Below are 11,876 nucleotides of genomic sequence, written 5' to 3' on the forward strand. Positions count from 1 at the left end.
AGGGGTCAGTCCCCATCAGAGTCTGTCTTTTGTTCTCCATTCAACTTCGGCCCGGTAAATCGGCTGACCGAGCGCGGAGAATTTTTCTTCGTATTCTGTCATAATATTGCCCTTCGGATCGCTGTTGTGCAGATCAAGGCTGACTTCCGTCAGAAGCAGGCCGTATTCGGAAAAGCTTTTCAGAGAGTATTCGAATAACCCGCGGTTATCGGTTTTAAAATGAATCTCACCTGTTTCGCCCATCACTTCTTCGTATTTTTTCAAGAACGTTTTAAATGTTAAACGGCGCTTTTCGTGGCGGTTTTTCGGCCACGGGTCAGAAAAGTTTAGATATACGCGCTTGATTTCTCCCCGTTCAAATACGTCATTCAGTGTTTCCGCGTCTATATTTAACAAACGGACATTGTGAGCCCCGCTGTCCTTTACTTTTTGGACGGCAGTGACGATGACGCTTTTAAACAGCTCAATCCCGATATAGTTGATATCCGGATTCTGCTTGGCCATTCCTGAAATGAACTGCCCTTTTCCCGTACCGACTTCAATATGGATCGGGTTGTCATTGCCAAAGACCGTGTTCCACCGCCCTTTATACTGGGCCGGATCACTGATGGCGATGTCAGCGTTTTCTGCCAGAAAATCATTCGCCCAAGGTTTATGGCGCATTCTCATATGATTGACACCTCTATCTATAATTTCGAGTAACAACATACCATGAAACATAAAGAGCCGCAAGCGCCTTTTAAAGGCGCCGGCTGCATAAAAAAAGAGGCTCCCCGGTCCGGAACACTCATGTGATGCATAAAACCGCACCTCTTTGCACAATGTATGACACAGAAAGGATGTGTATATGAATCATGGGCTTAACAAGCGAACATCAGGTCCGGTTATTAAAGGACATACTGGCCGACCATCAATTGGATTGCTGCGGCACGGTTGCCGAGTATGAACAGCTGGAGCGCGTCATCAAATCACTGATGGCCAACACCGGGCTTGATTCAAATATAAAAAACGTGCTCGAGGATGTCTACCGCTACAGCCAGTCCGGCATCACGGCCGATTCCATCGACACGCATATTCAGGAGCACCAAAACCATTTGTCCCAATGGGTGGAGCAGATGGATTCGTACTCCTGACTACTTGACAATCCGCTTCATCAGGGCATGAAGCTCTTCCATGGCATCATGATACGCTTTGTCGTTTCCTTTTGATTTGTGCCAGGCGATGAAGGTGATGGTCTCCGATAACATGTACCACGCCATCCGCAGCCGAAGCCCTTCCGTGAGCTTCATGCCGTACATCCCAAGCCAGCTGTCCCACGCTGGCTCTTCGACGTAATGATACAATAAAGGGCCGAGATCCATGGCCGGATCGGCTATCATGGCGCCGTCCCAATCTATTAAATACAGCTGGTTGTCTTCAGACAGAAGCCAGTTATTATGATTCACATCACAATGGCAAACGACTTTTTCACCGAATTGCACCTGATCCACATGAGCTTCCAAATAAGCAAGGCCTTCCTGAATAAGCGGCGAAAATTGCCGCACGGCAAAGACGGCCTGCTTCAGCTGCGACAAAAGGGCGCCCGGATCAAGCGGTTCTTTTCCCAATCTTTTCAGCATGTCGAGCAAAGCTTTTGATGTGTGGATTTTGCGGAGCAGCTCAGCCACCGGGCGTCCGCTCATATCCTTTGCCTTCAGCTCCCTGCCCGCCATCCAATGCTGAGCCGTAATAACGTCTCCGTTTTCCATCCGTTTCGTCCAAACCAGCTTCGGAACAATGCCTTCGGCGGATAACACGGCTAAAAAGGGCGAGCTATTACGTTTTAAAAAAAGCTGTTGGCCGTTATGTTTCGCATAATATGCATCTCCTGTAGCTCCTCCGGCGGGGAAGATCTCCCAATCGCTACCTAGTAATTGTCCCAACCAGTTCATATCAATGTTCAACCCATCATTTCTTAAAATATTTTAGAATAGGCCTCCAGCCTTTCTCTATTGGCGGAGCGGCCTGTCATAAACAATTTCATGAGAATAAAAAAGACAGCTATTGAGAGTCTCATATGCTAATCAATAGCCGTCCTATAAATTTTAGCGCTACAGCACAAACTTCGTCAAGCAAAACTAGCAAGAACACCTGTGAATTCTGAAGATTTATGCCGCGAACCTCTCTTTGCCGTGAAACATTTGACGGGTTTCATTTGTTTATTATGTTCTTATTTTCAACGGCGCACCGCCCGGCATAAGCCGAAACGGCGTCGTTCCGATCAGCTCGCCGTCAGCGTGAAACGGAATTTTCCCATCTGTTTCAAAAACGAATTCCTTCCCCTTTATCATCGTCACTCCGTCCATTTTGATATGCCGGCCGAAGCTCATCGCCCATAAAAAACGATACAGCGAGAAAAAGGACAGGTTTTCTGCGATGACAATATCAAAATGGTTTTGACGGGGATTTGCTGAAGGCGCCGCTTTCATGCCGCCTCCGTAATAAGGGTGATTAGCCGCAATGACAAACCAGACATTGCGGAATTCATGCCTCTGGCCGTCTGCCTTACAAACAAATCTGAACGGCTGAAACCCCGAGGCCGTATGTAAATGCGCGAGCGGGTAAATCACAAAGCCGAGACGCAAAAACCGAAGAACGCGCGAAAACGGAAAATTCGCGGCTGCCTTCAAAACTGAGGCATCGAAGCCGACAGACAGGTGGTTAATAAAATAAAGTGATTGCGCTTTGTCATGAAAAAAGTTGATGTTTCCCGCAAAAAATTTCCGTGTGAGCGGGCGGTGCAGACTTTTGATTTCTTGGAGGAGCGCCGACTTCTTAATACCGAGCCCTTTGGAAAAGTCATTGTACGAACCGGCAGGCACAAAGGTCAGCTCAATCTGATCCGTTCCTTTCAGTCCGTTAATGACTTCATGCATCGTCCCGTCACCGCCGATGACGAACAGCCGCTTAAGCTTATGATCCTGCATCATTGAAATCTGTCTCGCCAGCACTTCCGCATGTCCGGGATGCCCGGTCAAAAAAGAGCGGTGGCTGACCCCGCGCCTGGTCAGCTCTTTTTGAACTGATTTCCAGACACGCCGGCCCCGCCCGCCTCCTGAGACCGGATTAATAATAAAAAACCATTGACTCATCGTTTGTTTTCACCTGCTTCATAGATGAAGAGACAGCCGGCAAACGTCCGTTTTAATCTAGCCATTCCTGTCTCCGGCTTGAATCGCTCAAGCCGTAAGACAAAAGAGCCTTCGCCGCCTTCAGCTGGTGGTGCTTGATCGGCGCCGTATTTTTCTGCTGCTTTTCCACCCACTCTGCGGCAGTCCGTTTATCAGCTATTTCCAGCCCGTACGGCGGCTCCGGATAATCAATATAAGACGTTCTGCTGAGCAAAAGCTTCCGCACGGGAATGTCGGCCTGCTTTTCTTTTACGATTTGCGAAACGACCGAGCCCGTCCGGTGCAGGCTGAGAGACGGATTCAATACTTGGCGCGTGCTGCCGGAGCCCCTTTCTTCCCAAAAACGGTGTTTTGATCCGATATATACGCTGTCCTCTTCCGCTTCCATAAAAGCGGCGCAGAAAATCTCCAGCGGCGAGATGATGATCATGCTCAGTTCGACGGACGCCTGCTGAATTTGGAGAACCGGATGATACATCACAAAATAGGAATCGGGCAGCTTTTGAGCCAGCATTTTTAACATCCTGTCCCTTTTGACCGCCTGCGAAAGCTCAGACTTTTGAGAAAGCGTAGAGCTCGCCCATTTTAATTGAAAGTCATACAGCTGATCTTTGAAAAAAGGCGCGAGCTCAGATTTTTGAGACGGAAGATTCCCGAACAGCGCCTCTTCTCCCTCCGGCTCATCAAACCATTGGTGCCTCTTTTCATTTATATCGGCCGTATTTTCTTCTTTTCTCTTTTTTAAAGAAAATTTTTTCCTGGCCGGCGCTTGATCGGTTTCCCCGCCTGCAGCCGTTTCCGTTTCTTTTTCTTCCGTCATCCGGTCAAACGCTTCAAGAAGCGCCTCCCAGCGTTCTTTCTTCAGCCGGATAAACTGGTTCATATAATGATATGGATCAAGTTCATATCTGGATATACAGTCGTGAATTTTGATGATCTGTGCCATGTGATTTCTCCACTCCGAATATTTGTTTATGTCAATAGAAACTGTGCGATTTCTTCGTATTTAGGCGACCGGTCAAGATGGGTCTGAAACAGGGAAAACCGGCTGACGGCACTTTGCACCCTGCCGCTTTCAAACGGCACATCGTCAGGAAACGGCCGGTCTCCCGCCCACTTCCGCGCCATCGTCATATGAGGGTGATAAGGCCGTTTTTCCACTTGAAAACCGGCTTTCAAAACAGCCTGTTTTGTTTTTTCCCGCAAATCAAAGAGCAGTTCATTCCGTTCGGGCTCAAGGTGAAGCACTCTCGGCTGTCTGCGGTCGCCGAAAATATCCAGATGCTGAAACTGTACGGTAAACGGCTGTGCTGCCGACGCAGCATCTGCGAGAAGAGACGATAATTTCGCAAGCCGTTCTTCATCCGCGGCTCCGAGAAAAATGAGTGTAATATGATAGTCATGCGGGTGCACCCATTTTTTGAATGATAACGCCGGCTCCTTTTTGGCTGCTTCCCAAATCGGTTCAGCAATGTCAGCCGGAATCGGAATGCCGATAAAATAATGCGGCAATGAAGCTCTCATACGAGGATCTCCCCCTCTTTGGTTATGGTGTTATTATAAAACGGATAAGCGGAGAGGAGAACCCTCCGCTCATTATGATAGGATATTATGTACCGAACGTTTTATACAGAAAGGAATGAGCCGGCCTTGAAAATCGTAAACAGCACGGCGGAGCTGATCGGCGGCACACCGATCGTAAAGCTCAATCGCCTTCAGCCAGAACATGCAGCACAGGTCTATTTAAAATTAGAATCGTTTAACCCGAGCGGCAGTGTCAAAGACAGAGCGGCTTACAATATGATCATTGAAGCGGAAAACAGCGGGCATTTAAAACCCGGCTCTGTCATCATCGAACCGACAAGCGGCAACACAGGCATCGGCCTGGCGATGAACGCGGCGGCGCGCGGCTACAAGGCAATCCTCGTCATGCCTGACACGATGACGAAAGAACGCATCAACCTCCTGAAAGCGTACGGCGCGGAGGTTGTGTTAACACCGGGGGCGGAAAGAATGCCCGGCAGCATCAAAAAAGCGAAAGAACTCGCCGAACAGATTCCGGGAAGTTTTATCCCGATGCAATTCGATAACGGCGCAAATCCAGATGCCCACCGAAAAACGACCGCCATTGAAATCTATCAGGCCGTTCAGCAGCTCAACAGACCGCTCGGTGCTTTTGTGGCAACGGCGGGAACGGGCGGAACCATTACCGGAACCGGAGAAACGCTGAAGGAGCTTTTCCCGGATATGATTGTTCATGTCGCCGAGCCGGCGGGTTCCCCCGTCCTGTCTGGCGGAAAACCCGGCGCTCATAAGCTTGTCGGGACAAGCCCCGGATTTATTCCCGGCATACTGAATCAGGACGTTTACGATGAAATCATGAAAATATCTGATGAAGATGCGTATACGACAACACGTCGTCTGGCCCGGGAAGAAGGTATACTCGTCGGCCCGTCTTCAGGCGCCGCCTGCTTCGCCGCCATTGAAACCGCAAAACGCCTCCCTTCCGAACAGATCGTCATCTGTATGACGGCTGATACGGGGGAACGTTATTTATCAACGGATTTATGGTCATTTGAATGATAAAAAGGGATGCCGCTTTCGGCGTCCCTTTTTATTATCACTTGGCAAGCTCATAAATGGCTTCGGCGTATAAAGCGGTTGACCTAAGAAGGTCATCGATTTCAATGTACTCATCCTTTTGATGCGCGCTGTCAGGCCGGCCGGGGAACAGCGGACCGAACGCGACGCCCGCCGAAAGGGATCTCGCATACGTTCCTCCGCCGATTGAAATCAGATCCGCTTTCTTTCCCGTCTGTCCTTCGTAAACCTTTTGAAGCGTCTTTACGAGCGGATGATCGGCAGAAACATGGTGCGGTTTGCTGTCTTTAAATTCTTCAAGCCGGAATTCTTCAGCAGACGTAAAAGCATCACGGATGACTTTGCTGTCTGAAGTGACGGGATAACGGATGTTGATGCCGAGTTCTCCTTCCTCACCCTTTCTGTATGTAAAGGTGCCGACATTCAATGTAAGCTCTCCGCTGATGTCATCCCTGCAATCAATTTTCAGTTTTTTGCCTCGTGTATCATTTAAAAAATAGTCACTGACGGTTTTGACAAAGTGCTTTCCGGCTCCATCCAGCTCCGTTCCGTTAAGGCATTCAGCAAGCTTTAAGCCCGCATTGACACCATTATCCGGTTCCATCGCATGGCATGATTTTCCGTATACCCGAAGCGTCAGTTTTCCATTTTCCGAAACTGCTTCACCTTGTGTTTTTGACCGCTCAAGCCATTTGCTGAAATATGCGTGCACGGCATCAAGACCGTTCCCTTCAATAACCGCTTCAGCCGCATCCGGCACCATGTTCAAGCGCAGTCCTGAACGGAAGGACAGAAGCCCGTTTTTTGCGTCTTTATCAGAAGCGCTTTTTGCAATGCGCAGTGACGCATCTATAATTCCTTTTTCCGCGTTAATGATCGGAAAATCCGCGTCAGGAGCAAAGCCGATGTCAGGCATTTTTTCGTGTTTGAAGTAGTGATCCACGCATCTCCAATCACTTTCTTCATCCGTTCCGATGATGATTCTCACGCGTTTGGATAAAGGAAGCTGCATGTCTTTGACGATTTTCAGCGCATAAAACGCCGCCATTGTCGGCCCTTTATCATCAATGGCGCCTCTGGCATATATCCGGCCGTCCCTGATATCGGCTGAAAACGGATCGCTCGTCCAGCCGTCTCCGGGCGGAACGACATCGACGTGGCACAAAACGCCGACGATTTCGTCACCCGTTCCCCATTCAATATGGCCCGCATAGCCGTCAAGATTCTTTACGGTGAAGCCTTCTTTTTCACCGAATTCCAGCAGTGACGTCAGGCTGGCATTGACGCCTTCTCCAAACGGCCGGCCGGGACCGGCTGTTGTTTCGTCCATTACGCTGTTGATCTGCAAAAACTTCTGCGTGTCACGGATCAGATCTTCTTTGTTTCTGATGACTTCAACTTCCCAGTTCATCACAAATCCCCTTTCTTGATAAAGACTTGCAAAATGTCGATAAAACGAATAATATAGATGATGTTTTGAAAAAATGTTCGTCATTGGAGGTACTTATGTTTCATCTCGACAAGCATCAAACGACAATAAAAAGAGAAATTACCGCGGGATTGACCACCTTTTTCACAATGGTGTATATCATTGTCGTCAATCCGGTGATCCTTTCCAATGCGGGAATTCCGTTTGACCAGGTGTTCACCGCGACGATTATCGCTTCCATTGTCGGAACTTTATGGATGGCTCTCGCTGCTAATTTTCCGATCGCCATTGCCCCCGGCATGGGCTTAAACGCGTATCTTGCCTTTCACGTTGTCGGCACAGGCAGCGGCATTACGTATCAGACGGCTTTCAGCGCCGTTTTTATCGCGGGAGTCATCTTTATTATTTTATCGTTAACGCCTTTAAGAAAACAACTTATAGAAGCGATTCCGGACAATTTAAAATACGGAATTACGACCGGCATCGGCTTATTTATCGCTTTTATCGGCTTACGCCAATCCGGAATCATCACGGCTGATAAATCTAATCTGGTCGCACTCGGCGATCTTCATTCGCCCGCCGTCATTTTAACGCTAATCGGACTTATCATCAGTATTGTACTGATGGTGCTGAATGTAAACGGGGCTCTGTTCATCGGAATGGCGCTGACCGCTATCATTGCCTTTTTGACCGGACAGATTCATTTCGCGAAAGGATTCATGTCCTTCCCGCACCTGCCGGAGGGGCTTTTGATCACAAATCCGTTCGGTGCCCTCGGGGATGTCGTACACCACGGTCTGTACGCCGTTGTGTTTTCTTTTCTTCTCGTTACGATTTTTGACACGACCGGCACCATGATCGGTGTCGCCGAACAAGCGGGATTGATCAAAAACAATCAGCTGCCGAATGCCAGAAGAGCGCTGTTGGCTGATTCGACCGCTACGACGGTGGGAAGCATCTTCGGCACCAGCCCGACGACCGCGTTCGTTGAATCTTCAGCAGGTGTGGCGGCCGGCGGAAGAACGGGTCTGACGGCGCTGACGATAGCCGTTATGTTTGCCGTTTCCATGTTTTTCAGCCCGCTTGTCAGCGTCTTATCGGAAGTGTCCGCGATTACGTCACCGGCTCTGATTATTGTCGGCAGCCTGATGATGGGCGCAGTCTCGAATATCCGCTGGAATGAGCTTGATGAAGCGTTCCCGGCCTTTCTCGTCATTTTGGCGATGCCTTTAACGTCCAGTATTTCAACCGGAATCGCACTCGGCTTCATTTCATATCCGCTTGTTAAAGCAGCTAAGAAAAAATGGCGCGAAATCCATCCTCTAGTCATCATCTTCGCCGTGCTGTTTTTTATTCAGCTTTTTATTTTGAACGGACATTAAGAAAAATCCCTTTCCTTTTTCGGAAAGGGATTTTCACATATAAAGAACGGAAAGAATCGCGGCAATGAGACACCAGGCAGAACAGATGATTTGAATGACGGTTAATGCGCTGTTTCGCGCCCTGAAATAGTCATCACTGTCTCTCTTGATACCGCTTAAAACCGGTTTATCCGTGATCCGGTCAAATAAAAGCGACGCGGCATAGCGGCTGACGATCGCAAATAAAATAAGGACTGCCGGCTTCACTAAGAGCGGAAGAACGAGAATAAGAGCCGTAAAAGCCGCGGTTAAAAGGTAAAGCTGCCGGAGATACCCGCCGTTTCGGATCAGCACTTTAAAGAACAATTCTTTCCACGCCGTATACGCCGACCGTTTTGTAAAGATGTGCTTTGAGCCGGGGTATAAAAACGGCTTGCTCCGCCCTTTATTTTTACCATTCGGGAGCTGCACATCATGGCTGAGCATCAAAACAGAGGCCGCGAATGAAAGCTTGCGCCTGTTCTCTTCAAGCACTTCTTCCTCAAAGGCTGATAATGTCTCCGTCCCTTTCCAAGTCAAAAGAGCGGAACAGATGAACAATATACAGCCCGCCGGCCAAAGCCAATACCATTCGGCGGCAAAGACGATCATAAAAAACGCCCCCGCCATCAGAACCATCACTTTCAGCCAGCCCGCCGCCTGATTCCCGAATGTCCGCCTGCTGTTTTTTCTGTGCCGGTGCACCGCTAATATTGCAGTATGGAAGCCGAACAGACAGCAAAACATACCTGAATATGCCGGTAAGGTACAGTCACCGTATTGGCGCCATAAGGGAAATAACAATACGGCAAGCGCACCCCATTTGATAAGGGAAAGGAACATCGAATACAAAAGCGCATACCGTTTCGGAACATCGAATACAAAAGCGCATACCGTTTCAGCTTTTGCATCAGATGTTTTGCATGCACCAAAAATACGTGATCCGCTTCCAGCAAAAAGGTATGAATAAAACCCGTGCACAACAGCAGGGCACTGAATACATACAGCCAGCCCCATCCTAATACTCCTGCCGCTCCATTAAGAAGCCCCCTGCCGTTCAGCCAATCAGCATATTGATAAACGGCAAATGCGGCAGCCGGAAGAACGATATACAGCGCGACCGTCCAATCAATGACCGTCTGGAACACCTTCCATTGATACCGCCAATAATGAAACAGCCTTTGAAAAAACAAAGCCCGCCCGGTCATCGCTGACTGCTCCGAACCGCTGAATAAAAGCAATCCAGCAGTGAACGGCTCCCCGTTTTTTCCTGAAGCTCCTCTAACGTGCCTTGAAGAAGCAGAGCGCCCTGATCCAGCAAATAAAACCGGTCGCAGATTTTTTCCGCCGTATCCAGAACATGAGTGCACATTAAAATCCCCGCGCCCCTTTCTTTCTCAGCAATCAGCATGTCGGTAAACAGCTTTGTTGAGATCGGATCAAGTCCGATAAAAGGCTCATCAATGATGTAAATATCCGGCTTCGCCAAAAATGCCTGTATGAGCATCAATTTTTGCTGCATCCCTTTTGAAAAGCCGGAAGGCAAATCATGTTTTACAGACGTCAGCGAAAACTCTTCAAGCAGCCGCCCTGCCCGCTCACGGCATTCTTCCCCTTCTATACCCCGCAATGACCCGGTCAGCTCGAGGTGCTCCCAAAGCGTCAGTTCATCGTAAAAACTCGGACGCTCCGGTATGTAAGCATAAGATGAATCATTCCACTCAATATCGCCTTCTATATCCCGGGACAGCCCGAGAACCGCCTTTATCACTGTACTTTTCCCCGCGCCGTTCGCTCCGATTAAACCGGCAATTTCACCAGCGTTGACTGACAGAGATACATCAGAAATCACCTTCGGCCTGTCAGCATAACCGGCGCAGACAATGTTTGCATTCAATAATTCTCCCAAACTTCTCACTCCCCCGTTTTCATACGGACATGTATAAAAAAAGTTTCAGTTTCCATAATAATAAAAGCGGACCGGACATAGTAATGCACCAAGGCGGCACCCATTTGGAAAAAATTATCTGCGCTTATTCCTAGATTCATGTCGTCCATATCGTGTATAATGGAGGCAGTTAAAAGAGAAAAAACAGAATGTCATCCTTTGTTGCTTATTCGTACGAAGTTTTAGAGTCGAAAGTTGTGGTATATCAAGTCCATCCGATCTTATGATAGGGAGTGGTTTTTTGAAACCTTCAACAAATCGTATGCTGACTCGGATTAAATCAGTTTACATGTTCATCCAGGAAAAAGGTCTTGTGACGACACAGGAACTGGTTGATGAATTCGGCATTACACCTAGAACCATTCAGCGAGACTTAAATGTGTTAGCATACAATGATCTTGTTCATAGTCCTAGCCGAGGCAAGTGGGAGACAACACGAAAAAAAGTAAAAATTACATCTTAAGCGAACAATTACATAAGGCCCTTTTCAGCCTGACATGCTGCAAGGCAAAGCAGCGTCTTTGCCTTGTTGTTTTTTTGTTCCTCTATATAAAAAGCCCAAAACAAATCTGTTTTGGGCTTTTCTGATATCGATTACACTTCAGTATCTTTCAGCGCTGCGAGCTCTTCTTCAGTCAGCTCGCGAAACTCTCCTGGCTTAAGCTCCGGATCAAGAGAAACAGCCCCCATCGAAAGCCGTTTTAAATAAGACACTTCATTTCCGACAGCCTTTGCCATCAGCTTCACCTGATGATATTTGCCTTCTGTAATGGTCAAATGAATGACCGTTCCATCCGGGCTTTCAGTAATGGCTTCAACGGCTGCCGGCTTCGTCTTATAGCCCCCTTCAATGACGACGCCTTTTTCCAGATTGATGATGTCTTCCGGTGACAGAGGTGAGGTTAACCGGACCTCGTATGTTTTAGGCACGTGCTTTTTCGGAGAAAGCAGACGATGAGCGAGCTGCCCGTCATTGGTCAGAAGCAGAAATCCTTCGGTATCCTTATCAAGACGTCCCGCCGGAAACGGTTCGAATCTCTGTTCTTCAGGCGTCAGCAGATCAACCACCGTTTGCTGGCGGCTGTCTTCTGTAGCGGACAGCACTCCTTGCGGCTTATTCATCATGACATAAATAAATTCCCGATAGTCTGCCGGCTCTCCGTATACCGTGATGTCCTGTTTATCCGGATCGACATGGGTTTTCACATCTTTCGCCGGCTCTCCGTCAATCATGACAGCCCCTGCCTTGACGATTTTTTTCACATCTTTTCTTGAGCCGAATCCGCTGTTTGAAAGCAGCTTATCAAGTCTCATCCTGATCCTCTCCT

12 protein-coding genes and 1 pseudogene are annotated in these 11,876 nt (G+C 48.4%); 4 read left to right on the plus strand and 9 right to left on the minus strand.

The window, feature by feature from the left end; translation table 11 throughout:
• Positions 1-15 precede the first annotated feature (15 nt).
• Positions 16-669, minus strand: coding sequence for a tRNA (guanosine(46)-N7)-methyltransferase TrmB (gene trmB, locus NYE50_RS15975; protein ID WP_003152359.1), 654 nt, complete (start codon positions 667-669; stop codon positions 16-18).
• Positions 670-854: 185 nt separating this feature from the next.
• Between trmB and NYE50_RS15980 the strand changes: the two genes are divergently transcribed.
• Positions 855-1,133 (plus strand): YtzH-like family protein, encoded by a 279-nt coding sequence (locus NYE50_RS15980; protein WP_003152357.1) that lies wholly within the window; start codon positions 855-857, stop codon positions 1,131-1,133.
• Here the strand turns inward: NYE50_RS15980 and NYE50_RS15985 are convergent, their stop codons facing one another.
• The 4 genes from NYE50_RS15985 to thpR form a co-directional block, all read right to left on the minus strand.
• Complete coding sequence (locus tag NYE50_RS15985) at positions 1,134-1,931, minus strand: phosphotransferase family protein (RefSeq protein ID WP_003152355.1); 798 nt, start codon at positions 1,929-1,931, stop codon at positions 1,134-1,136. It lies immediately after the preceding gene.
• A gap of 270 nt (positions 1,932-2,201) precedes the next feature.
• A complete protein-coding gene (locus tag NYE50_RS15990; protein ID WP_159354481.1) occupies positions 2,202-3,131 on the minus strand; it encodes a YegS/Rv2252/BmrU family lipid kinase in 930 nt (309 codons plus the stop codon).
• A 52-nt stretch (positions 3,132-3,183) separates the two neighbouring features.
• Entirely contained in the window at positions 3,184-4,116 is a 933-nt protein-coding gene (locus NYE50_RS15995) for a hypothetical protein (RefSeq protein WP_014418665.1), read from the minus strand.
• Between the two features lie 26 nt (positions 4,117-4,142).
• Complete coding sequence (gene thpR, locus NYE50_RS16000) at positions 4,143-4,694, minus strand: RNA 2',3'-cyclic phosphodiesterase (protein ID WP_159354482.1); 552 nt, start codon at positions 4,692-4,694, stop codon at positions 4,143-4,145.
• Between the two features lie 87 nt (positions 4,695-4,781).
• On the opposite strand from thpR, the gene cysK reads away from it, so the two are divergent.
• On the plus strand, positions 4,782-5,753 hold the full coding sequence (gene cysK / locus NYE50_RS16005; RefSeq protein WP_020954278.1) for a cysteine synthase A: 972 nt from the start codon (positions 4,782-4,784) through the stop codon (positions 5,751-5,753).
• Positions 5,754-5,790: 37 nt separating this feature from the next.
• Here the strand turns inward: cysK and pepV are convergent, their stop codons facing one another.
• Complete coding sequence (pepV, locus tag NYE50_RS16010) at positions 5,791-7,182, minus strand: dipeptidase PepV (protein ID WP_022553630.1); 1,392 nt, start codon at positions 7,180-7,182, stop codon at positions 5,791-5,793.
• A gap of 95 nt (positions 7,183-7,277) precedes the next feature.
• Here pepV and NYE50_RS16015 point away from each other — a divergent pair, with 95 nt between their 5' ends.
• Complete coding sequence (locus NYE50_RS16015) at positions 7,278-8,582, plus strand: NCS2 family permease (protein ID WP_014418668.1); 1,305 nt, start codon at positions 7,278-7,280, stop codon at positions 8,580-8,582.
• Between the two features lie 33 nt (positions 8,583-8,615).
• Here the strand turns inward: NYE50_RS16015 and NYE50_RS16020 are convergent.
• Together NYE50_RS16020 and NYE50_RS16025 are read right to left on the minus strand one after the other, a co-directional pair.
• Positions 8,616-9,808, minus strand: a pseudogene (locus tag NYE50_RS16020) (ABC transporter permease).
• Positions 9,805-10,509 (minus strand): ABC transporter ATP-binding protein, encoded by a 705-nt coding sequence (locus tag NYE50_RS16025; RefSeq protein ID WP_021494477.1) that lies wholly within the window; start codon positions 10,507-10,509, stop codon positions 9,805-9,807. Before NYE50_RS16025 ends, NYE50_RS16020 begins: the two are co-directional and overlap by 4 nt.
• A 280-nt stretch (positions 10,510-10,789) precedes the next feature.
• On the opposite strand from NYE50_RS16025, the gene NYE50_RS16030 reads away from it, so the two are divergent.
• Positions 10,790-11,011: a DeoR family transcriptional regulator gene (locus tag NYE50_RS16030; protein ID WP_003152337.1), complete on the plus strand. Its 222-nt coding sequence runs from the start codon at positions 10,790-10,792 to the stop codon at positions 11,009-11,011.
• Positions 11,012-11,142: 131 nt separating this feature from the next.
• On the opposite strand, the gene NYE50_RS16035 is transcribed toward NYE50_RS16030, so the two are convergent.
• Positions 11,143-11,862, minus strand: a complete 720-nt coding sequence (locus tag NYE50_RS16035) for a pseudouridine synthase (RefSeq protein WP_159354483.1) — start codon at positions 11,860-11,862, stop codon at positions 11,143-11,145.
• Between the last annotated feature and the right edge of the window lie 14 nt (positions 11,863-11,876).

Source organism: Bacillus sp. EU55 (assembly GCF_038005925.1).
In the GTDB taxonomy this organism is placed as follows: Bacteria; Bacillota; Bacilli; order Bacillales; family Bacillaceae; genus Bacillus; species Bacillus velezensis.

Bases quoted from the DNA above. Each gene is read 5' to 3' on its own strand.
- thpR (WP_159354482.1), bottom strand. From the start codon at position 4,694: ATGAGAGCTTCATTGCCGCATTATTTTATCGGCATTCCGATTCCGGCT.
- NYE50_RS15985 (WP_003152355.1), bottom strand. From the start codon at position 1,931: ATGAACTGGTTGGGACAATTACTAGGTAGCGATTGGGAGATCTTCCCC.
- NYE50_RS16035 (WP_159354483.1), bottom strand. From the start codon at position 11,862: ATGAGACTTGATAAGCTGCTTTCAAACAGCGGATTCGGCTCAAGAAAA.
- pepV (WP_022553630.1), bottom strand. From the start codon at position 7,182: ATGAACTGGGAAGTTGAAGTCATCAGAAACAAAGAAGATCTGATCCGT.
- NYE50_RS15995 (WP_014418665.1), bottom strand. From the start codon at position 4,116: ATGGCACAGATCATCAAAATTCACGACTGTATATCCAGATATGAACTT.
- NYE50_RS15990 (WP_159354481.1), bottom strand. From the start codon at position 3,131: ATGAGTCAATGGTTTTTTATTATTAATCCGGTCTCAGGAGGCGGGCGG.
- NYE50_RS16015 (WP_014418668.1), top strand. From the start codon at position 7,278: ATGTTTCATCTCGACAAGCATCAAACGACAATAAAAAGAGAAATTACC.
- cysK (WP_020954278.1), top strand. From the start codon at position 4,782: ATGTACCGAACGTTTTATACAGAAAGGAATGAGCCGGCCTTGAAAATC.
- trmB (WP_003152359.1), bottom strand. From the start codon at position 669: ATGAGAATGCGCCATAAACCTTGGGCGAATGATTTTCTGGCAGAAAAC.
- NYE50_RS15980 (WP_003152357.1), top strand. From the start codon at position 855: ATGGGCTTAACAAGCGAACATCAGGTCCGGTTATTAAAGGACATACTG.